Here is a 22,418-nt window from a genome sequence, read left to right as displayed (position 1 = left end):
TCTCCTTTGGTTGCGCTCAGGATGTAGGCACGGCCGCCCCGCGGCGACGCAGCAGCCGGAGGACGAGGCGGTCGAGGACGAAAAGGACCAGCAGCGAGGCGCCGAACAGCGGCAGCAGCAACCCAAGCATGATCAGCGCAACGATCGGCCAGCGCCGGCCCAAGCCTTTCGTTGCCGGCGGCGCGCCAAGTGTGCCCGCCGGGCGGCGCTTGAGCCACATCAGCGTTCCGAGGGTGCTGATCGCGATCAGCGCCAGCGCCGTCGCGACCCCGAGCAACTGGTTGGCGAGCCCGAACAGCTGGCCCTCGTGCCAGGCGACGCCGGTGTTGACGACGCGATCGATGACATGGCCGTCGGCGAAGCCGCCACGGCCGGTCTCGGCGCCCGATGCCGGGTCGTAGGTCACTTGCCGCATAAGCGGACGGTTCTGGGTCTCCGACTTGGCAGTCCAGACGTTGGCGGTCGGCGGGCCGAAGCGCTGGGGCGCATGCGGCGGCAGCACGATCGCCGGATAGGGCAGGCGTTCGGCCTGCGCCCGCGCAACGAAGGCGGAGAGGGGCAGGGCGGTAGGCGGCGCTTCCCCGGCGGCGGCGCGCAGCATTGCGTCGTGATCGTGATCGGCAAAGGGATCGGCCGCGCCGACCTTCCATTGCGACTGCCCCTGGACCAGTCCCAGCTCGGTGCGCACCCAGCGAAACGCGCCGCCCCAGGCGCCCGCCCAGGGCAGGCCGCTGGCGAGCATCGCGAGCACCAACCCGGCGACCCAGAAGCCGGTGACCCGGTGCAGATCCTTGAGCAGCGGCCTCCCGCGCAGCGAGAGCCGCGGCCATAAGGTGCCCGCCGCGCGAAACGGGCGCGGCCACCATAAATACAGTCCGGTAAGGATCATCACGATCGTCCAGCTCGCCGCGAGCTCGACCAGCCGGTCGCCCCATTTGCCGAGCAGCAGCGAACCGTGGATTCGCGCTACCGTGTCGGCGATCCGTGCATTGGGGACGAGGCTGCCGAGCACCGCGCCTTGGGGCGAGACGAATATCTGGCGCACGCTGCCGTCCGCCATGCCGAGCTGGATCATCGCGGCGTCGCCCGCGCTTTCGGGCAGCCTGTAGTTCTGGAAATTGCTGCCGGGATTGGCGGCCAGCGCGGCGTCGAGCTGGCGATCGGGCGACACGGCGCCGGCGGTGTCCAGCCCGCGCCAGGCGCGCTCCTCCCAGCGATCGATCTGTGGCTTGAACAGATAGATCGCGCCGGTCACCGAGAGGATGAGGATGAAGGGCAGCACGAAAAGTCCGGCATAGAAGTGCCAGCGCCAGATCGTGCGATACGGGCCGGGCGTAGCAGTGCGCCGGGTCTCGGGGTTGATCACTTTTCGGGGTTCCTGAACCGATAGGGCCGTCATCCGGCCTCCTGTTCGGACCGGCGAGAGGCTCGCCGATGCCACGGAGCAGCGCCCTGCGGACACGCACGCGGGGAGGCGCAGCACCAAGGCTGCGGCAACGCTGGCTCCAGACGGGATCAGGAAAAGGCGGGCGGGCCCCTTAGCGGGGGACGAAGCCGGAGGGCAGCGCCAAGGCTCGGTCGTGCTGGCACCTGCGCAGCGAGCAGCATGAGGAAAACGAGAGCAGCCGCTAGCACGAGCGAGTAAGCGCCCGGTAGCGCCGGCATGGTCGAGCCGGCAAAGGCGCAGGGCGCATCGATTCCCGAGCCCTCATGCCGGTCGGCGTCGGCGGGCGCCTGTGGGCCCATTCCGACATGCGCCATGTCGTTCGTTTCGTGATGCGTCATGGCGGGGATCGCCATTGCGGGCGGCGGGGCGATGCCGGAGCAATGCACGATCGCGATCCCGCCCCGCTCCAGCACGGGCATGAAGCCGGCCGGCACCAGGATGCGGATCACCAGCGCCATCGCAAGGATCATGGCGGCGAGCGAGCGATGGTTCGCGGCGAGGCGGCGGAAGCCGTTCACCCGCACCTGCTAGCGCGTCCGGACCCCGAAGTCATTCGGACAACTTGTCCACGGGTGGCCGCAGCGCGATGCGGGAGTAAGGGGGGAGGCAAGCGCGGCATGGCGGCAGCCACGGAATCTGTTTGACCTGGAGGTGCGCCGATACCCGAATTGCCGCGCCGCAAGGTGCGAATTTTGCAATTTTGTGCGCAGCATTTCGCGGCTAGACAGCGCCGCAAGCGACGGGCGACAGACCCGAGCAGGAGAGAATGCCATGAACAACGCGACGCTGCTTGCCGCAGCAACGATCTGCCTCGTGCTGGGCCCCTCGGCTGTGGCGACCACCGACCCGGTCCGTACGGTGCGCGTCCCGGTCGCATCCAATGACTTCCACACGACCGAAGGGCGCGCCGCATTGGAGGCGCAGGTCGAGCGCGCCGTCGATGCCGTGTGCGGCAAGGTCTCGGATCCGCAGGAGAGCCGCAAGCACGAGGCGTATAGCTGCCGTCGCGATACCGTGCCCAATGTCCGCGCGCAGATGGCGAGCCTCACGGATCCACGGCTGCGAAAGGTTACGATCGAGCATGGCTCCGGTGGTCGCTAACCCGACCCGGGCCGTCGCTGAAACGGATTGGCAATGTAATATTTCCGCAATGCTCTATTGCACTGCAGCAATCGATATGATTGTTTCTCTCTTAGACCGCTGATTCTGAGCAAGGAAAATACCTTAGGCGCGATTTCGAAGAAATAAATGAACGGAGAGGTCTGAAGTAGCTTTCGCAGCAAATGTGCGCGGGGGTTCCTGACTGGCGTTGTTTCCTGGTGAGGGTGCCTGTGCGGTGAGAACCGAACAGGGGGAAACAATGGTCGAAACCGGGTCGAAACTGCGCGGCGGGAACGCCGTGCGCCGAATTCGTCTGCTTGCATTGACTGCAACCGCTACCGCCGCGCTGATCGCCGGCTCCGCCGCGCAGGCGCAGGAAGCGTCGCCTACCGAGCCCGAAATCGCCCAGGCCACGGCCCCGGAGGAGGCGGCCGATCCGACACAGGAGATTACCGTCACGGGCACGCGCATCGTGCGCGACGGCTATAGCGCGCCGACCCCGGTGAGCGTGATCAGCGCCGAGGAGATCCAGCGCGAGGCGCCCGCCAACATCACCGATTTCGTCAACACGCTTCCCGCAGTGCGCGGCAGCGGCACCGCGGCAAGCTCGAACGGATCGCTGAGCAACGGTGCCGCGGGTATCAACACCGTCAACCTGCGCAACCTCGGTGCGGCGCGCACGCTCGTCCTGTTCGACGGCCAGCGCTCGGTCGCCTCGGCAACCACCGGCGTGGTCGACGTCAATACCTTCCCCCAGGCGCTGATCGAACGCGTCGAAGTCGTGACCGGCGGTGCATCCTCCGCCTACGGCTCGGACGCGGTTTCGGGCGTGGTCAACTTCATCCTCGACAAGGATTTCACCGGCTTCAAGATGGACTATGAGTTCGGCGTCACCACCTATGGCGACGGCCCGAACCACAAGGTCTCGGCGACTGCCGGCCAGAGCTTCGCCGACGGGCGCGGCCACATCCTGCTGAGCGGCGAATATTTCACCCAGAAGGGCATCCAGTCGATCGACCGCGACTGGAACGACGCCGGCTTCTTCCAGATCGACAACCCCGCCTACAGCGCCGCGGCCTGCACCGATAACAATTCGGCGACGCCTTGCGTGCCCGCCCGCCTGATCCAGGGCGGGATCGGCACTGGCCAGTTCACTCCCGGCGGGCTGATCAGCACCGGCGCGTTCCGCGGCGTCTATTTCGGCGACGTGGATCCCACGACAGGCCGTGCGAGCGTCAACCAGCTCAACTTCGGCGCGACCAACGGGCAGTGGATGGTCGGCGGAGACTATGACATCACCAGCGACGGCCATCGCAGTAGCGCCACTCTGCTCCCTGCCGAGAAGCGCAGCAGCCTGTTCGGGCGGCTGAGCTACGACTTCGCTGACGCGTTCAAGCTGTTCGGCCAGGTGTCGTACAGCCATTATCGCGGCCAGAGCTATTACCAGCAGACGCCGACCACCGGCGTGACGATCCAGGTCGCGCCCTCGGCGGCGAATGGCGGGCTGATCAACGCCTTCCTGCCCCAGGCATTCCTCGACCGCGTCAACGCCTACAATCTCGCAAACCCCGCGACGCGCGTCACGTCGGTGCAGATCGGCACCAGCAATATCGGCATCCCGCCCCAGGGCAGCGACAACACCCGCGAAGTCACGCGCTACGTCATCGGCGCGAACGGCGAATTCGGTGCGCTGGGCATCAACTGGAACTGGGATACCTATTATCAGCGCGGCGAGACCAAGACCAACGAGCTGCTGACCAACGCCTGGAACCTCGCGCGGATGGCGGCGGCGACCGACGCGGTGGTGGCGCCGATGGGGAATGTCGGCGGCTACGCCGCGGGCACGATCGTCTGCCGGATCAATGTGGACGCCAACGCTGCCAATGACGACCGCAACTGCGTGCCACTCAACCGGATCGGCGTGGGCGGCATGTCGTCCGAAGCGGTCAACTACGTGCTCTATGGCGCGCTGCAACCGGTCCGCGAGCAGACGCTGAGCCAGGACGTCGCGGCGTTCAACCTCTCGACCAACAATCTGTTCGATCTCTGGGCCGGCCCCGTCAGTATCGCGTTCGGCGGCGAATGGCGGCGCGAGACGGTGTCCGGCAGCGTCGATCCGCTGTTCCAGCCGATCGTCTCCGGCGGCGTCACCAGCGGCACCTGGATCTATGGCAACTATTTGCCGACCGTTGGCGCATACGACGTCAAGGAAGCCTATTTCGAGACGCTGATCCCGCTCTTCAAGGGCGCCGACCTCAACGGCGCGGTACGGGTCACCGACTATTCGACCTCGGGCACGGTGACGACGTGGAAGGGCGGCGTGACCTGGCAGGTGATCCCCGACATCAAGCTGCGCGGCACGATCTCGCGCGACATTCGCGCGCCCAATCTCGGCGAATTGTTCGCGCCGGGCGTCGGCCGGACCAATACGGTCAACGTGCCGCTGGCCGGCGGCGGGTTCCGCACCGACCAGTTCAACGAATCCACCGTCGGCAACGCAGCGCTCGCGCCCGAAGTCGCCAAGACCTATGGCATCGGCGTCGTCGCCACGCCCACCTTCCTGTCCGGACTGGCGCTGTCGGTCGACTATTTCGATCTCCAGCTCGACGGCGCGATCTCGTCGCTCACTGCGCAGACGTTGATCGATCAATGCTACATCCAGGCGATCGCCGACGCCTGTACCTTCGTCTCGACGACGGGCGGGCGCGGCGTCACCACGCCGGGCCTCGCGGTCACCAGCATCGAGATCAAGCCGACCAACTTCGTCGGCATCGAGGCCAAGGGGCTCGATATCGAGGCGAGCTATCGCCATCCGGTCGGCCCCGGCAACCTGACGCTGCGCGCACTCGCGAGCCACGCGATCAGCCTCTACACAAACAATGGTGTCGACGTGCCGACCGAGGCCGCGGGCCAGAATTCGGGCAGCCTGCCCGACTGGACCTATCGCCTCTCGGCCGGATACGATGTCGGCGGCTTCAGCACCCAACTGGTCGGCCGGGGCGTGAGCGGCGGCGTCTATGACAACAGCTATATCGTCTGCTCGACCGACTGCCCGGTCTCGACCGTCGCGAACCGCACGGTGAATCGCAATGACATCGCCGGCGCCCTCTATGTCGATTTCAACGCGGGCTACGAGTTCGAGGCGGGCGGCGGCAAGTTCGAGGCGTTCGTGTCGATCCGCAACCTGTTCGACAAGGACCCGGTGCTCGTCGGCAACGGCCCCACCGGCAACAACACGCCGGCGTACCCGCAGACCAACCGTGCGCTCTACGACGTGCTCGGCCGTGTCTTCCGGATGGGCCTGCGCGTCCGGATCTGACCTTCCCGGCCGGCGCGAACGTCACGCGCCGGCACCTTCTTTACATCGTCAACAGGAGAGCTCCCCATGAAGATGAAGCTTCGTACTGCGCTCGCGCTCGGCACCGCGCTGATACTGCTTCCCGCCACCGCTCATGCCCAGGCCTCGGCCAAGCTCAAGGCGGAAGCAGCCGCCAGCGTCGATGCCAAGGCCAAGCTGGTCCAGGAAATGGTCGATTCGGTGTTCAGCTTCGCCGAGCCCGGTTTCCAGGAGGTCAGGACCTCCGATTATCTGACCGGCATCCTCGAAAAGAACGGCTTCAAGATCGAGCGCGGCGTCGCCGGCATCCCGACGGCCTGGACCGCGACCTGGGGCGAAGGCGGCCCGCTGATCGCGCTGGGCAGCGACATAGACGGGCTGCTCGGGCTCTCGCAGACGCCCGGCTTGCCGTATCTCAAGCCCCAGGTGCCCGGCGCGCCGGGGCATGGCGAGGGGCATAATTCGGGCATGCCGCTGATCGTCGCGGCAGCGCTAGCGGCCAAGGAAGTGATGACCAAGCACGGCATCAAGGGCCGGCTGATGCTCTGGCCCGGCGTCGCCGAGGAGCTGCTCGCGACCAAGGCCTATTATGTCCGGGCCGGGCTGTTCAAGGACGTCGATGCATCGATCTTCACCCATGTCGGCTCGGGCTTCGGCACCGGCTGGGGGGACATGGGCAATAACGGCATGGTCTCGGTCGAATATACCTTCAAGGGCAAGACCTCGCACGCCGCCGGCGCGCCCTGGGCGGGCCGGAGCGCGCTCGACGGCGTCGAGCTTATGGACATCGCTTGGAACATGCGGCGCGAGCACCTGCCGGTCACCCAGCGCTCGCACTACGTGATCACCAATGGCGGCGGCCAGCCGAACATCGTGCCGGGCGAGGCGAGCGTCTGGTATTATTTCCGCGAGCAGAAGTTCGACACGATCCGCGAGCTCTACGAGACCGGCAACACGATCTCTGAGGCCGCGGCCGCGGCGACCGGCACTAGCGTCAGCCGCCGCGTGCTCGGCTATGCCGCGCCCAATCACGGCAACCGCCCGCTCGCTGAGGCGGCGCAGAAGAATATCGAGCTGGTCGGCATGCCCAAATGGACCGCCGACGACCAGGCCTTCGCCAAGGCCGCGCAGACCGCCAACGGCCTCAAGCTCAAGCCGCTCGAGACCGAAGTCGGCAAGCTTTCGACGCCCGAGAGCCGCGGCGAATCGATGGGCGGCGGCTCGGACGATATCGGCGACATCATGTGGACCGTGCCGACGATCACGATCCGCTTCCCCTCCAACATCCCCAGCATGATCGGCCACAACGTCACCTCGGCGATCGCGATGGCGACGCCGATCGCGCACAAGGGCGCGGTGTCGGGCGCCAAGGCGGTGGCGATGACCGTGCTCGATATCGCCACCACGCCCAAGCTGGTGACTGCCGCCAAGGGCTATTTCACCGATGTCCAGACCAAGGAGGTCAAATACGCCCCGGTGCTGAGCGCCGAGGACACGCCGGCGATCTGGCTCAACGAGAAGATCATGAAGGAGATGCGCCCCGAGATGGAGAAATATTACTACGATCCGGCCAAGCACCCGACCTATCTCGACCAGCTCGGCATCAAATATCCGACCCTCGAGACCGCTGCACCGAAATGACCGGCTGAGCCGTCCTTCCGATCCCACTAGCTGCCGAGGAACATCATGCCGCGTTCGACGAATTCCCGCCTTCGCCGATTTTCCGTCCTGCTGTTCCTCGGCACCGCGCTGGCGCCGCTGCCTGCGCTCGCCCAGACCGCGCCGCTCGGCGCGATCGCTAAGCGGACCGCAGGGCTGGAGCGGTCTGCCGGCTTCCTGCCCTTCTGGTTCGATGCCAAGGCGGGCAAGCTGCTGCTCGAAGTTCCGCTCGGGCAGGACATCCTGTACTATGTCTCGGCGGCGAGCGGCGGCGGCTCGGTCGAGCTGCCGCTCGATCGCGGCATCCTAGAGACCGCAGTGATCCGCTTCGAGCGCATCGGCAGCCGCGTCCTCGTTCGCCAGGTCAACACCGACTATCGCTCGCTGCGGGGCGATGCCGCGCATGCCGAAGGCGTCGCCGAGTCCTTCCCCGGATCGGTGCTCGCGGTGCTGCCGCTGGAGGCGGAGGGCGACGGCCGGCTCGTCGTCGACGCCACCGGGCTGTTCCTGCGCGACGCCGCCAATATCGAAGGCGACCTCAAGCGCGCCAACCAGGGCGGCTTCCGCTACGACGCGGCGCGCAGCAGCTTCTACCCCGCGCGGATGAAGGGCTTCCCCGAGAATACCGAGATTGAGACGCTCGCGACGTTCGTTGCCGATACGCCGGGCGGGCTGGTCGCCAATGTGACCCCCGACGCGCGCATGGTCAGCCTGCGGGTGCATCACAGCTTCCTCAAGGCGCCGAGCGGCTACACCTCGCGCGCGGCGGATCCGCGCATCGGCGTCAGCACGCTTTCCTTCCATGATTATTCCAAGCCGTTCAGCGAAGGGCCCGAGACCGAATGGATCACGCGCTGGCGGCTGGAGAAGAAGGATCCTGCCGCAGCGCTGAGCGAACCGGTCAAGCCGATCGTCTTTTATTTTGATCCCGCGATCCCCGCGCCGATCCGTACCGCGATGAAGCAGGGCCTGCTCTGGTGGAATAAGTCGTTCGAGGCGGCAGGCTTCGTCAACGCGATCGAGGCGCGCGACGCCGCGGCCGACATGGACCCGATGGACATCCGCTATGCCTATGTCTTGTGGATCAACCGCGACGAGCGCGGCTTTTCGAGCGGTGGCACGTATCGCGATCCGCGTACCGGCGAGATCCTCGGCTCGAAGACGCGGATGGACACGCACCGCATCCGCACGATCGCCAATTATTGGGACGCCTATGCCGGCGGCCTTCCCGGCGACGGCAGCGGCATCACCGTCGCCGATCCGGCGATGCTCACACCCGGCGCGTTCGAAGGCATGCCCGCGGGCCAGCGCGACATGGTGCTGCTCCGCCAAGCGCTGCTCACTGCGCACGAACTCGGCCATGCGCTCGGCTTCGGGCATAATTTCGCGTCGAGCCTCAACGATCGCGCCTCGGTGATGGAATATCCGACGCCGCGGGTGAAGGTGACCGATGGCCGGATCGACCTGAGCGACTCTTTCATGAAGGCGATCGGCGCCTATGACACTGCGATGGTACGGTATGCCTATACGCCGCTCGCTCCGGCGGGAGAAAAGGCGGGGCTCGATCGCGTGATCGCCGACATGCGCGGCGCCGGCCTGCTCTACGTGCCGCAAAGTGACCCGCGCTGGACCTGGTACGACGATCGCGCGACGCCGACCGAGAATCTGCGCGAGGCGATGGCCGCCCGCGCGATCCTGCTCCAGACCTATGGCGAGGCAGGCACGCTCCAGCCCGGCGAGCCGACCGGATCGCTGCGCAACGCGCGGCTGTGGATGGTCTATCTGCACCACCGCTATGCGATCGAATCCGCGATCAAATATGTCGGCGGGCTGTTCACCAACATCACGGTGAAGGGCGACACGCTGCCGCCGACCGAGTTCATCCCCGGCACGTTGCAGCGCGAGACGCTCGAGCTGTTGCTGGCCGCTATCGAGCCGCGCAACCTGGCGCTACCGGAGGCGCTGCTCGCGCGACTGACGCCCGATCCCGGCAACAACCTAGAGGACCTCTCGAAGGACGATGCGTTCGACCAGCTTCGCTCCGCGCGTATCCTCGCCGCGATGGTGATTGCGCCGCTGTTCGACGGCGACAAGGCGGCGCGGATGATCGCGCTCGGCGCGCGGCAGAAGGATGCGGTGACCTTCGCACAACTGGTCGACGGCGTGTTCGATCGCACCTGGGGGGCGACGGTTCCTGCCGGCGCCGGCGAGCAGGCGCTGCTGCGCGTCACCCAGAGCGTCGCGCTCCAGGCGGCCGAGATGCTGGCGGCCGACGCCGATGCGCCCCCGGAGGCCCGCGCCTATGTCCTCCAGAAGCTGGCAGGCTTGGCCGACGGCCTGCGGCGGCGCTCGGGCAGCGACGCGTTGGCGACCGCCTTCTACCGCCAGACCGCGCTCGACGTGGATCGCTACCTGGCCGACCCGATCACGCACGCGCCCAAATCGGTCGAGCCGCTATGGGGCAAGGGCCCGCGCTCGCGCTTCCCGCAACCGCCTGGGCCGCCGCTATGACGGTTGGGTTTCTCCGTCGGGTTGCAATTTCGGATCGCCGCCCGTACCGCGCTGCCATGCATCAAGAGTCGGGCGGCGCCCGACACCAACCTGCTCCCGGGCAAGGTGGTGCTTGCGTGAACACGCAAGGATGTGGCCTTAGTGGCAACCCCCGGGTGTTCTCTAAGCCACGCGTCGCACGGTTCCTGATGCTAGGACCAGTATGAGAGAGCGCGCGTGACCTACGAACCCCAACAATTCGCCAGCGACAATTACGCCGGAATCTGTCCCGAGGCATGGGCTGCGATGGAAGCGGCCAATGGCGGCCACGCGCCTGCCTATGGCAACGACGATTGGACCCAGCGGGCCGCCGACGCCTTCCGCACCTTGTTCGAGAGCCCGTGCGAAGTCTTCTTCGCCTTTAACGGCACCGCGGCCAATTCGCTTGCGCTCGCCTCGCTCTGCCAGTCGTATCACAGCGTGATCTGCTCGTCCTCGGCGCATGTCGAGACCGATGAATGCGGGGCTCCCGAATTCTTCTCGAACGGATCAAAGCTTCTCGTCGCGAGCAGTGTCGATGGCAAGCTCACCCCGGACGCCATTCGCGCGCTGGCGACCAGCCGATCCGATATTCACTTCCCGAAGCCGCGCGTCGTCACCATCACCCAGCCGACCGAGACGGGCCAGGTTTATACGGTCGATGAGATCCGCGCGATCGCGTCGGCATGCCGTGGGCTCGGGCTGAAGCTCCATATGGACGGTGCCCGCTTCGCCCAGGCCTGCGCCTATCTAGGCTGCGAACCCGCGGACATCACCTGGCGCGCCGGAGTCGACGTGCTGTGCTTCGGCGGTACGAAGAACGGCATGGCCGTGGGCGAGGCGATCCTGTTCTTCGATCGCGCGCTCGCCGAGGATTTCGACTATCGCTGCAAACAGGCCGGGCAACTCGCGTCGAAGATGCGATTCCTGGCTGCGCCCTGGGTCGGGATGCTCGAGAGCGGCGCCTGGCTGCGCAACGCCGAGCACGCCAATCGTTGCGCGACCCGGCTGGCCGCTGCGATCGCCGATGTGGCCGAGGTCGAGCCGATGTTCCCGGTCGAGGCCAATGCAATATTCCTCCGCGCGCCCGATCCGTTGCTCGACGAACTGCGCACGCGCGGCTGGCGCTTCTACACCTTCATTGGCGGCGGCGCCCGCTTCATGTTCGCCTGGGATGCCGAGGTCGCTCGCGTCGACGTGCTGGCGAAGGACATCCGCGCGGCCGCGATGGCGACGGCCCGAACCGTGCAAGCGGCCTGAGCGGCATGTGCGAGCCGTCGGCATGAGCCAGCGAAAAGACGAAGCGGAGGAGCCGCTGCCGGGTGACCCGGCAGCTCATTTTTTCTGGTTGGCCGAAGCGCCAATGGGGTTGGGGGCCGCTAGGTCCGGGGTCGGGCGAGCCTGGGGGCCGCCGGGGCGGGCGGCCGCGACCTCGGCATATCCGCCACAATACTCGGCGCCTGCCTGGTCGCCGAGCACCTGCCTGCCGCAGTATTTCTTGCGCCGCATGACGACATTGCGGAGGACCAACGCGTTCCCGTCGTTCCGCTTCACGGTCAGTAGTCCGTCGGGGCCTATCCCTACGAAGGCGGTCGACAGAGTGCGGCGACCTTCTGCCTCTGCGGACAAATCGGTCGGCAGGGCAGGGGCAGGATTTTCTGCAGCGGAGATCGGCTGGACGGCCGGGCCCAGGGCAGCCGCTTCCTGATCTACGCTGCCTTGCGCCGCGGAGCGGGGGGCGCTTGCCCCAGCCTGGCTCATGCTGCTTGGCGCAGTCCGGGGATCTTGGCTGGGGCTAGGCATGGCGGCATCCTGGGAAGAGGGCGAGCATGCAGCGAGCGCCGCTGCGAAAGATGACAAGATACGGATCACCGCGCGCCTCCACCACCTCGAACGCATTCCTGATACGCCAACCCCGGCGCCGAGTCACATCGGTCGTTGGTTCCGAGTCGCTGGCTCCAGCGTGCCGCAACGGATCGCGCCATCCGGGCTTGCGGACGCAAATCGATCCGAATGTCCCTCGCGCGATCGGTGGCGCTTGACAATGTTAAAATTTAGTCAAGCATGGAGCTACTTGGCTCCGTCCCGCAAGTGACTGCAAAGTTGCGCTGCGCGGCATGGAACTATGCAATCGCGCGTCGCACAGGGGACCACGCATGAGCACTTCCGAATTCGGCAACAACAATTCCACCGGCCAGCTGTCTTGGGATACATTAGGGGAGATCACCCATGTCGAGGCTGTTGCGGGGTGCGGTTGTGCCGCCTGCCAGGACTTCCGTGCCGACAAGAAAGACGATGATGACAACGCGGCCGGGGGCGGCAGCCCCAACGGCGCCAATCCCGAGGGCAACAATCTCGGCGTGCTGCTGCCGCTGGTCACCAATTCGGACGGAAGCAAGTCGTTCACCGGTATCCGCAACATCGATGCGGTCCTGATCGGCGCGAAGTGGGGCACGCAGAACCTGACCTACAGCTTCCCGACGTCGGGCACGAACTACAACGGCTCGGGCTATGACACCAATGGGGTGAGCAGCTATCAGCTTGAGCTTGGCTCGCTGCAGCAGGCGGCGGCGCGAGCAGCGTTCGCGCAGATTTCGGCGGCGACCGGCCTGACTTTCACCCAAATCAACGAGACCGACGCGGTCCACGCCAATATCCGCATCTCGCAGACCGCCGACACCGACGTTGCGTCGGCCTATGGCGGGTTCCCCTCGGACACGCGCGGCGTCGCGGGCGACATATGGTTCGGGCGGAACAACCAGCCCTTTTACGACATGGCGGCGCAGGGCACCTGGGGCTTCGCCACAATGATGCACGAGATCGGCCACACGATGGGGCTGAAGCACGGGCACCAAGACTATACCTTCAGCGACCTGTCTTTCTATTTCGGCGAGTTCCCGCGCTTCGGCACCCAGTCGCTGACTCCGGACCGTGATGGCCAAGCCTGGTCGCTGATGACCTATACCCCTGCGCCGTTCACCAACAGCAACTTCGCCGGCGAGAAGGTCAACCAGCCCCAGACGTACATGCAGTACGACCTGGCAGCGCTGCAGTACATGTATGGCGCCAACTACACGACCAACGCCACCGACACCGTCTACACTTGGAGCGCGACTACCGGTGAGATGTTCGTCAACGGCGTCGGCCAGGGCGCGCCGGCCGGCAACAAGATCCTGATGACGATCTGGGATGGCGGCGGCAACGACACGCTCGATCTCAGCAATTATGGCAAGGGTATTACGGTCGATCTGCGCCCGGGCGCCTTCTCGACTTTCGACCAGGACCAGCTCGCCAACCACCTCGCCTATCAGGGCCTGACCGCGCTGGCGCCGGGCAATGTCGCGATGTCGCTGCTCTACAATAACGACGGCCGCTCGCTGATCGAGAATGCCAAGGGCGGTATCGGCAACGACATCTTCGTCGGCAACGTCGCCAATAACATCCTCGATGGCGGCGCCGGCAGCGACACGGTGATCTTCACCAATACCACCGGCATCACCGTCACGCTCAACGATACGAACGCCGACGTCATCGTCATCCATGATGGCGAGACCGACACGCTGCGCAGCATCGAGAATATCGGCGGCACCAGCGGCAACGACAACATCACGGGCAACAGCCAGGCCAACGTCCTGGTCGGCGGCTCGGGCGGTGCTGACGTCCTCACCGGCCTCGGCGGCGACGACCGCCTGATCGGCGGCGGCTTCACCACCACCACGACCTACTCAGCGCCCTCGCAGGCGGACATCACCAAGGCGCAGTCGACCAGCAACGGGTCGATCGCCACTGCGGTGGACACGACTGGCGCCTTCGACGTGGATACTGATCCGAACATCACCAGCTCCACGACGTTGCCGCACGCGACGATCAATGCGACGGCTGCCGGTGGCGTGCTCGAATATTACAAGGTAGTCGTGACCCAGGCGGGCGCGCAGGCCGTGTTCGACATCGACGGCGAGGGCACGCTGGGCGACAGCATCATCGAACTGGTCAACAGCTCGGGCGTGCTCCTGGCAACCAACGACACCGGCCCGGGGGATCCCGGCTCGACGATCAATGACGATGCCTACATCACGTACACTTTCGCAGCGCCTGGCACCTATTATATCCGGGTCGGCCAATACAACCCTGCCACGGGCAGCGTCGCTCAGCCACTAAGCGCAGGGCAGACCTATCAGCTCAACATCTCGCTGCAGGGTGCCGCGGTCGTCACCACGACGGTCAGCGCCAACAACACCAGCAGCGCAGTGCTCGATGGCGGGGAGGGCAACGACTTCCTCCAGGGCACGATCGCCAACGACGTGATCATCGGCGGCAACGGCAATGACACTGCGTCGTTCGTCAATGCGTTCAGCGGCGGCTCGACCACGGGCGTCACCGTCGACCTCAACCTCCAGGGCGCGGCGCAGAACACCGTCGCGGCCGGTTCGGACACGCTGACCGGCATCGAGAATCTGGTCGGCTCGGCGCTGAACGACACGCTCACGGGTGACGGCAACAACAACGTCATCGAAGGCGGTCTCGGCAACGACGTGCTGGTGGGCGGCGGCGGCATCGACACCGCGTCCTTCGCTGGCGCCGCGAGCGGCGTGACGGTGAGCCTCGCCCTGCAGGGTGCGGCACAGAACACCGGTGCCGGCTCGGATACGCTCAGCGGCTTCGAGAACCTTGAGGGCTCGGGCTTCAACGACAGCCTGACCGGCGACGCCAACGCCAACACCATCACCGGCGGTTTGGGCGACGATACGCTCAATCCGGGCGCAAACACGGCGGGCGTGATTGATCTGCTTGATGGCGGGGCGGGCAGCGACACTGCGTCGTTCGGCGGCAGCACTTCGGCAGTGACGGCGGTGCTGACCGGCGCGACCGACGGCATCGCCTTGGTTGGCGGCATGATGGTCGCCACCCTGCGCAGCATCGAGAACCTGCGCGGCGGCTCCGGCGCCGACTTCCTCGTCGGCGACGCGAACGCCAATGTGATCGACGGGGGGCTCGGCGACGACGTCCTGAACGGCGGCGATGGCATCGACACGCTCTCCTTCGCAGGCAGCGGCGTTTCGGGCATCACCGTCAATCTGGCTACGTCGGCCGCCCAGAACACCGGCGCGGGTACCAAGACGATCATCGGGTTCGAGAATGTCCGCACCACCGCGGGCGCCGACACCGTCACCGGCAACGCCGGCGACAACGTCTTCTACGAAGCCGGCGGTGCCGACTCCTATAACGGCGCCGAGGGCTCGGACACGGTGGATTATTCCGCCGCGACCTCGTCGGTGAGCGTCAACCTGAGCCTCGCCACGGCCCAGAACACCGGCACGTCCACCGGCCTCGATACGCTCACCAATATCGAGAACCTGGTCGGCGCGGCGGCGTTCGCCAACACGCTGCGGGGCAACACGGGCGCCAATCGTTTCGTCGGCGGTAGCGCCGCCGATTACCTGGAAGGCAATGCCGGCGACGACACGCTGGTCGGCGGCGATGGCGCCGACATCCTGAACGGCGATCTCTACAACTCGCTGGCGAGCGGCAACGACACCCTCGAAGGCGGCGCAGGCAACGACTTCCTGATCGGCGGTGCCGGCAACGACATTCTGCGCGGCGGCGATGGCGACGACACGCTGATCGGCGGCATCGCCAACGGCACCACCCTCGGTGTGTCGCAAGTCTTCACCAACGACGGCGGCCAGGACACGTTCGATGGCGGTGAAGGCACCGATACTGCTTATGCCTATTACACCGACCAGACCGGCGGGATCGCGTTCGACCTGGCCAACGTGGCCGGCAACAGCGCCATCACCATGGGCGGCGTCGCGGCGGGCTCTTTCACCAGCATCGAACGCGTGATCTTCCGCGGCGGCACGGGCAATGACGTGGTGCGCGGGACAGGCTTCGTCGACACGCTGGTCGGCAACGCCGGTAACGACGTGCTCGACGGCTGGCTCGGCAACGACACGCTGTCCGGCGGGCTCGGCGACGATACGCTGAACGGCGGCGAGGGGCTCGACACGGCCACCTATGTCAATTCGACGGCTGGCGTGAACGTCGATCTGCGGATCGCCGGCGCGCAGGACACCGGCGGCGAGGGCGTGGATACGCTGATCAGCATCGAGTATCTGACCGGCTCGAACTTCGGCGACACGCTGCGTGGCAATGACGCCTTCAACCTCTTGATCGACAATGCCGTGTCCGGCGCGGCGGGGCAGACCGACTCGCTATTCGGCTATGGCGGTAATGACAGCATCCTCGTGACTCGCGTCGCCGGGACGGTGGCCACCAACGTCAACATGGACGGTGGCGACGGCGACGACTTCATCGAGTTGCGCTCCGGGACGCTGTCCTCGGCGCTTGCAGCCAATGCCTCGGGGCTGATCGGCAACACCTATGCGGCGTTGGGCGCGACGTCGAACGATCGTAACCTCGACACCGTGACCGTCGATGGCGGCGCGGGCGATGACCGCATCATCCTCACCGGCGTCGCCAGCGCGACGGTGAATGCCGGGTCGGGCGCAGACGTGGTCAGCATCAGCATGCGCGGCGCCTCGAGCGTGAACAATTACCTGCTTACGCTGGGCACCGGGGCCGACATCATCCAGTTCGGCGTCGGGGCGTCCGCCGCGACTTCGACCGACGTGGCCACTACGGCCCGTACCAACCGGGTCACCGATTTCGAACGGGGCGACGCCGGCGACAAGTTCGAAATGTCGGACTTCCTGTCGCGGGGGCTGGTCGGCTATTCGGCGAGCGTAGGCGCGTTTGCCAGCGGCCATCTCCGCCTGGTCCAGTCGGGGACCGACCTGCTGCTCCAGGCCGACCGCGACGGGGCTGGCGCGACCAACAGCTTCGTGACCATTTTCGCGATCACGAACGGCTACACCGGCGGCTTCACGGCTTTCAACTTCGACGGCTTTATCGGCGACTTGGTCCTCACGGGCTTTGCGTCCGATGAGACCATCACCGGCGCCACCGGCAATGACGTCCTCAGCGGCGCGGGCGGCAACGACGTGCTAGTCGGCCTGGCCGGCAACGACACGCTGGACGGCGGCGAGGGCAACGACACGCTGATCGGTGGCGCGGGCAACGACGTCCTGATCGGCGGTGGGGGCACGGATACCGCCAGCTACGCCGATGCGACTGCCGGCGTGACGGTCAATCTCGGCCTCGCCGGCGCCCAGGCGACCGGCGGAGCGGGTTCCGACACGCTCAGCGGCATCGAGAACCTGACCGGGTCGGCGTTCAACGACGTGCTGATCGGCAATGCTGGTGCCAATCGCATCGACGGTGGCGCCGGGCTCGACACGGTCAGCTACGAGGCGTCGACCCAAGCCGTGATCGTCTTCCTAGCCGAGGCCGGCATGGGGGATATGGTCAACGGCTATGGCGGCACCGCGACCGGCGACCAGCTGGTCGATATCGAGAACGTCACCGGGTCCGCGTTCAACGACACGTTGCTCGGCAACAGCGTCGCCAATGTGCTCTCCGGCGGTAACGGCCGCGACACGCTCTTTGGCCAGGGTGGCGACGATACGCTATACGGCGGCGCCGGCCAGGATACTCTGCTCGGCGACGAGGGTAGCGACTGGCTCAACGGCGGCGTCGGCGACGATCTGCTGTCCGGCGGGGCAGGCAACGACGTGTTCGCGTTCACCGATCTCGGCGGCCTGGACCGGATCCTCGACTTCAGCATCGGACAAGACAGGATCGACCTGACCGGGATCGATGCGAACAGCGGAACCGTCGCCGACGATGCGTTCACCTGGATCGGCTCGGGCGCGTTCAGCGGCGTGGCGGGCCAGCTACGGACCTATAACGACCAAGGCGAATATTTCGTCGCCGGCGATGTCAATGGAGACGGCATCGCCGACTTCATCGTCGGATTGGGCAACGTCCAGGTCACGCAGAGCGACTTCTTCCTCTAAGGGGAAGCAAGGAGGGGCGGGGCCGGTTTCAACGATCGGCCTCGCCTCATCCAGCATGATTGCGGACATGGCGCCTTCCCAGGGAGGCGCGAACGACTGGGTGGGGCGCTGCATCGGCGTGGCGCATCCTGCTGCCGACCCCCTAATCGCCGCGTCGATGGCGTGCGGCTCTTCTACGTGCAGCACCAGTCCGAACACACCCGTTGGGTCGCCGACGATGGCTGGAAGTTCAACAAGGCCACGCTGCACGGAAGCTCGCATCATGCGCTTCCACCGGAAAGCAGTAGGCGCCCTTCAATTATTACTCCGGATCATGACGTGGCGCAGCTGTTCCGCTAGGGTCAGGCGATGACTGGAAAAACACTGATGGAGCGCGCTTTCGAGCTCGCACGCGCGAGCAACTGCAAGGATGTCGACGAAATCCGGCGGACGCTCAACGCGGAGAATTTCGCCAATGTCGATGCCCATCTGAGCGGAAGCACGGTTCGCAAACAGCTTCGCGCATTGATCCAGGCCCGCAACCTGTCTGCCAGGCCCGCGGACGAAGTCGCCAGCCTTTGAGCAGCCGCGCTTCGGAACCGCTTATATTTTAGCGCGATACGGGGCCCTAAGGCGCTCTGGCACGTTCTCGCTCACCTGCTGCGTTGTTGCGCGGGCGGAAAGACGGGGAGGACGGGACGGTGGGATCGATTGCAGGATGGGTCGCGCCGATCGCGACGATGATCGCCGCGATGATGACCGCCGCCAATCTCGGCGCCCGCGTCACCGGCTGGGGCTTCGTGGTATTCGCGGTCGGATCGGTGTGCTGGTCGATCGTCGGATTCGGTTCCGGTCAGACCAACCTCGTCGCGACCAATCTATTCCTCACGCTGGTCAACCTGGTCGGCATCTGGCGCTGGCTCGGCCGGCAGCGCGCCTATGAGGACGGCGCGAAGACTGCCACGCATGCGAGCCGCCGCTCGTCCGCGCCGAGCCTGTTCACCGCCACCGGGTTGGCCGGAATGCCCGTCGCGGATCGGGGAGGCGAAGTGATCGGCAAGTCGGTTGAGGCGCTGATCGAATGTGCCTCGGGCAGCGTGAGCTATGTGGTGGTTGCTTCGGGCGGTATCGGCGGTGTCGACGAGCAACTGCGCGCCGTGCCGCGTGGCCGGATCGCGTTCAGCGGGGAGCGCCTCGTGCTGGACCTGCCCCGGCAGGCCTTCGAGACATTGCCGGTGCTCGCGCCGGGGGAATGGCCCGCCAGGGCGTCGGGCGCGGAAGCCGCGGCATGAGCGGGCTTGCCTGGATTGCGACGCGGATTGCGCGGACACTGGCGCGCGACGACGTGCTCTACGTGGCCGACGACGATCAGCAGGCGCAAGCGCTGGCTGCGGCATTGCGGGCGCTGGTGCCCGATCATCCCGTCTATTTCATCCCATCCAGTGACGCGTTGCCGGGCGATCTCGCGCCCGCGTCGCCCGCCAATGTCGGTAGCCGGGTCTCGGCGCTGCACGGCTTGCGGCTTGCGCAGCAGGATGCCGCACGACCACGGCTGGCAGCGGTGCTGAGCGGCGAGGCGGCTGCGCGGCGCTATCCGCCTCCCGAGGCGTTCGATCGCGCGCTTCCGCGGTTGGGCATCGGAGAGACCGTCGATATCGAGCCTTTTGCCGAGATGCTGGCCGAGATTGGCTATTTCGCCGACGACCGTGTCGACGAGCCCGGCGAAATCGCGGTCCGCGGCGATGTGGTCGACATTTTTCCGGCCGATGCCGGGCTTCCGGCGCGCATCGATATCGAGGACGGCCGCATCGTTGCGATCCGTTCCTATGACCCGATCACGCAGCGTACTGTCGGCATGCTCGACGCGCTCGAGATCGGCCGAGCGGCCGAGCCGGCGATGGAAAATGCCGGTTCGATCCTGGCGCATTTCACGGCAGGCGTGGTTGCGCTGTCGGAAAAGGCCGAGCATCGTCGGCGCCGCTTCGTGCAATTGGCGTCGGACGCGGCCGGGGGGAGGCAGGCCAGTATCGATGCCGTCACCGATGCTGCCTGGGCCGAGGCGCTGGCGGGGTGGCGCGTTGAGGATTTCGGCAGCGCGCCGGAGGCAATTCCGCGCTTCGCCGAGACGCGGAATGCACTCGCCGCGCTGGTGCGCTATGCCAAGCCGTTGCTGGACAGCCGCAGCTTCGTATTGGCCGGAAGCGAGCGCGACTTGCGCTTCCTGCGGGCACGGATCGCCAAACGGCTCGGCCGCGACCTGCCCGTGCTTGCCGACTGGCGCGAAGCCGAAGCGCTCGCACCCGGCGCTGCGGGCACGCTTGCGCTCCCCGTCGATGCCGGCTTTGCCGACGACGCGATGATGCTCGTCGCGGCGGCGGACTTGCTGGGCAGCCGAGCGCTGGTGGGCGACGCTGCTGCGGCCACCCCCAATCCCTGGCTCGGGGGCGGCGAGATCCGGATCGGCGATGTCGTGGTGCACGAGGATCACGGAGTCGGCGTGGTTGCAGGGCTGGCGCCCGTGCCCAACGGAGGCGCTGCCGGCGGCGAGATGATCGCGCTCGAATATGCCGCGGGCGCGCGCCGGCTGGTCGCCATCGACGAAGCCGACCGGATCTGGCGCTATGGTGCCGACGCGGATGCCGTGACGCTGGACAAGCTCGATGGCTCGTCCTGGATCAAACGGCGCGCGGATATCGATGCGGCGATCACCGAAAGCGCCAAAGGCCTTGCCGCGCTGGCTGCGGCGCGCGCGCAACTGGTCGCGCCGGTGATGGAGCCCGACGCCGCTGCCTATGAGCGCTTCGCGAACAGTTTTCCGTTCAACGAGACCGCCGACCAGGCGCGCGCCATTGCCGCGGTTCGTGCCGATTTGGCGAGCGGCAAGCCAATGGACCGATTGGTCGTCGGCGATGTCGGCTATGGCAAGACCGAGGTGGCGTTGCGCGCTGCGGCGATCGCGGCGCTTGCGGGATATCAAGTCGTAGTCGCAGCGCCGACCACGGTGCTGGTCCGCCAGCACCTTGCCGGCTTCCGCAAGCGACTCGAAGCTTCGGGGCTGACCGTGGCCGGGCTTTCGCGGCTGTCGAGCGCAGCCGAGCGGAAGGCGACCAAGGCGGGGCTTGCCGACGGTTCGATCGACATCGTGATCGGCACGGGTGCGGTGATGGCGAAAGGGGTGCGCTACGCGCGGCTCGGGCTGGTGGTGATCGACGAGGAGCAGCGCTTCGGTGCTGCCGACAAGACCAAGCTGCGCGGCTCGGGGGAGGTGCACCTGCTCACGCTCAGCGCCACCCCGATCCCGCGGACGCTGCAGATGGCGCTGATCGGATTGCAGCAGATCTCGGTAATCACCACCCCGCCGGCGCGCCGCCAGCCGATCCGCACCAGCCTCGACCAGTTCGACGAGGGCCGCATCCGTACCGCACTCCAGCGCGAAAAGGGGCGGGGTGGCCAGAGCTTCGTCGTCGTGCCGCGGATCGAGGACATGGCAGCGTTGGCCGCGAAGCTCCGCCGCCTTGCGCCCGAGCTCAAGCTCGTCGAGGCGCATGGCAAGATGCCGCCTGCCGAGATCGATGCGGTGATGGTGGGGTTTGCCGAGGGGGAGGGCGACATCCTGCTCGCGACCAATATTATCGAGGCGGGGCTTGACGTGCCACGCGCCAATACGATGATCGTCTGGCGCGCCGACCGTTTCGGGCTTGCCCAGCTCCATCAGCTGCGCGGGCGCGTAGGGCGCGGCAGCCGCCGTGGACAGGTCATCCTCTTGACCAGCGAAGAGGACGCTATCGGAGAACGTACCCTGAAACGGCTCCGAACGCTCGCTGCGTTCGACCGGCTCGGCGCGGGTTTCGAGATCAGCGCACAGGATCTCGACATGCGCGGCGCCGGCGATCTGCTCGGCGAAACCCAGGCCGGGCATATGAAATTGATCGGCATCGACTTGTACCAGCATCTTCTCGGCAGGGCGTTGCGTGCGGCGCGGGGCGAAGACGTCGAGCGCTGGGCGCCGGAGCTTAATCTTGGGTCCGCGGGCAGCCTGCCGGAGAACTGGATTCCCGAGGCCGATGTTCGGCTGACGCTATACGTCCGCGCGGCGCGGCTGGTTGGCGATGCCGAAGTCGATGCCTTCGAAGAGGAGCTGGTCGATCGCTTCGGGCCGCTTCCCGAGGAGGCTGCCACCCTCATGGCGAAGTTGCGGATCGGTATCGCGGCGCGGCATGCGAGGGTAGGGCGAATCGACGCGGGTCCGTCGGCGATCGCGCTGACGCCGCGCAGGGATTTCACCGGCGACGCGCGCGTCCACGGCCTGACGCGCAAGGACGACCGGCTGTTGCTCGTCGAAGCCCTCGACGACGGTGCGCGCGTCGAGCGAGTCCAGGCATTGCTGGAATCCCTTGCGGCCTGATCGGAACCGGTGACCCGGTCTCGGGGCAGCGAGGGGATAGGTGCT

11 protein-coding genes and 1 riboswitch are annotated in these 22,418 nt (G+C 66.5%); of the genes, 9 read left to right on the top strand and 2 right to left on the bottom strand.

The annotated features are described in order from the left end of the window. Positions 1-16 precede the first annotated feature (16 nt). Together RZN05_RS07740 and RZN05_RS07735 are read right to left on the bottom strand one after the other, a co-directional pair. Complete coding sequence (locus RZN05_RS07740; protein ID WP_317226037.1) at positions 17-1,399, bottom strand: PepSY-associated TM helix domain-containing protein; 1,383 nt, start codon at positions 1,397-1,399, stop codon at positions 17-19. 116 nt (positions 1,400-1,515) lie between these two features. Then, positions 1,516-1,965, bottom strand: a complete 450-nt coding sequence (locus RZN05_RS07735) for a hypothetical protein (RefSeq protein ID WP_317226036.1) — start codon at positions 1,963-1,965, stop codon at positions 1,516-1,518. A 253-nt stretch (positions 1,966-2,218) separates the two neighbouring features. On the opposite strand from RZN05_RS07735, the gene RZN05_RS07730 reads away from it, so the two are divergent. From RZN05_RS07730 to RZN05_RS07690, 9 genes are all read left to right on the top strand, one after another. Beyond that, positions 2,219-2,548 carry a UrcA family protein gene (locus RZN05_RS07730; RefSeq protein ID WP_317226035.1) on the top strand — a complete coding sequence of 110 codons (330 nt, stop codon included), beginning with the start codon at positions 2,219-2,221 and terminating at the stop codon, positions 2,546-2,548. 298 nt (positions 2,549-2,846) lie between these two features. Then, the gene (locus RZN05_RS07725; RefSeq protein WP_317226034.1) at positions 2,847-5,867 is read left to right on the top strand and encodes a TonB-dependent receptor plug domain-containing protein; all 3,021 of its coding nucleotides are present in this window, start codon (positions 2,847-2,849) and stop codon (positions 5,865-5,867) included. A gap of 66 nt (positions 5,868-5,933) precedes the next feature. Beyond that, the gene (locus RZN05_RS07720; protein ID WP_394804792.1) at positions 5,934-7,526 is read left to right on the top strand and encodes an amidohydrolase; all 1,593 of its coding nucleotides are present in this window, start codon (positions 5,934-5,936) and stop codon (positions 7,524-7,526) included. 45 nt (positions 7,527-7,571) lie between these two features. Beyond that, complete coding sequence (locus RZN05_RS07715; protein ID WP_317226033.1) at positions 7,572-10,055, top strand: zinc-dependent metalloprotease; 2,484 nt, start codon at positions 7,572-7,574, stop codon at positions 10,053-10,055. Between the two features lie 53 nt (positions 10,056-10,108). Then, positions 10,109-10,217: riboswitch (SAM-I-IV-variant riboswitch) on the top strand. Between the two features lie 54 nt (positions 10,218-10,271). Further along, on the top strand, positions 10,272-11,333 hold the full coding sequence (locus tag RZN05_RS07710; RefSeq protein WP_317226032.1) for a threonine aldolase family protein: 1,062 nt from the start codon (positions 10,272-10,274) through the stop codon (positions 11,331-11,333). An 896-nt stretch (positions 11,334-12,229) separates the two neighbouring features. Continuing rightward, on the top strand, positions 12,230-17,989 hold the full coding sequence (locus RZN05_RS07705; protein ID WP_317226031.1) for a M10 family metallopeptidase C-terminal domain-containing protein: 5,760 nt from the start codon (positions 12,230-12,232) through the stop codon (positions 17,987-17,989). Positions 17,990-18,337: 348 nt separating this feature from the next. Then, on the top strand, positions 18,338-18,550 hold the full coding sequence (locus tag RZN05_RS07700) for a hypothetical protein (RefSeq protein ID WP_317226030.1): 213 nt from the start codon (positions 18,338-18,340) through the stop codon (positions 18,548-18,550). Positions 18,551-18,708: 158 nt separating this feature from the next. Next, entirely contained in the window at positions 18,709-19,260 is a 552-nt protein-coding gene (locus RZN05_RS07695) for a PRC-barrel domain-containing protein (RefSeq protein ID WP_317227586.1), read from the top strand. Then, positions 19,257-22,373 (top strand): helicase-related protein, encoded by a 3,117-nt coding sequence (locus RZN05_RS07690; protein ID WP_317226029.1) that lies wholly within the window; start codon positions 19,257-19,259, stop codon positions 22,371-22,373. Before RZN05_RS07695 ends, RZN05_RS07690 begins: the two co-directional genes overlap by 4 nt. Positions 22,374-22,418: the final 45 nt, after the last annotated feature.

Source organism: Sphingomonas sp. HF-S4 (assembly GCF_032911445.1).
GTDB lineage: Bacteria > Pseudomonadota > Alphaproteobacteria > Sphingomonadales > Sphingomonadaceae > Sphingomonas > Sphingomonas agrestis.
Note: the sequence above shows the minus strand (reverse complement) of the source record. Positions and strands in the feature narration are given on the sequence as shown.

Excerpts from the sequence above, each read along its gene's own strand:
- RZN05_RS07740 (WP_317226037.1), bottom strand. The coding sequence starts at position 1,399 with ATGACGGCCCTATCGGTTCAGGAACCCCGAAAAGTGATCAACCCCGAG.
- RZN05_RS07730 (WP_317226035.1), top strand. The coding sequence starts at position 2,219 with ATGAACAACGCGACGCTGCTTGCCGCAGCAACGATCTGCCTCGTGCTG.
- RZN05_RS07720 (WP_394804792.1), top strand. The coding sequence starts at position 5,934 with ATGAAGATGAAGCTTCGTACTGCGCTCGCGCTCGGCACCGCGCTGATA.
- RZN05_RS07715 (WP_317226033.1), top strand. The coding sequence starts at position 7,572 with ATGCCGCGTTCGACGAATTCCCGCCTTCGCCGATTTTCCGTCCTGCTG.
- RZN05_RS07705 (WP_317226031.1), top strand. The coding sequence starts at position 12,230 with ATGAGCACTTCCGAATTCGGCAACAACAATTCCACCGGCCAGCTGTCT.
- RZN05_RS07700 (WP_317226030.1), top strand. The coding sequence starts at position 18,338 with ATGACTGGAAAAACACTGATGGAGCGCGCTTTCGAGCTCGCACGCGCG.
- RZN05_RS07695 (WP_317227586.1), top strand. The coding sequence starts at position 18,709 with ATGATCGCCGCGATGATGACCGCCGCCAATCTCGGCGCCCGCGTCACC.
- RZN05_RS07690 (WP_317226029.1), top strand. The coding sequence starts at position 19,257 with ATGAGCGGGCTTGCCTGGATTGCGACGCGGATTGCGCGGACACTGGCG.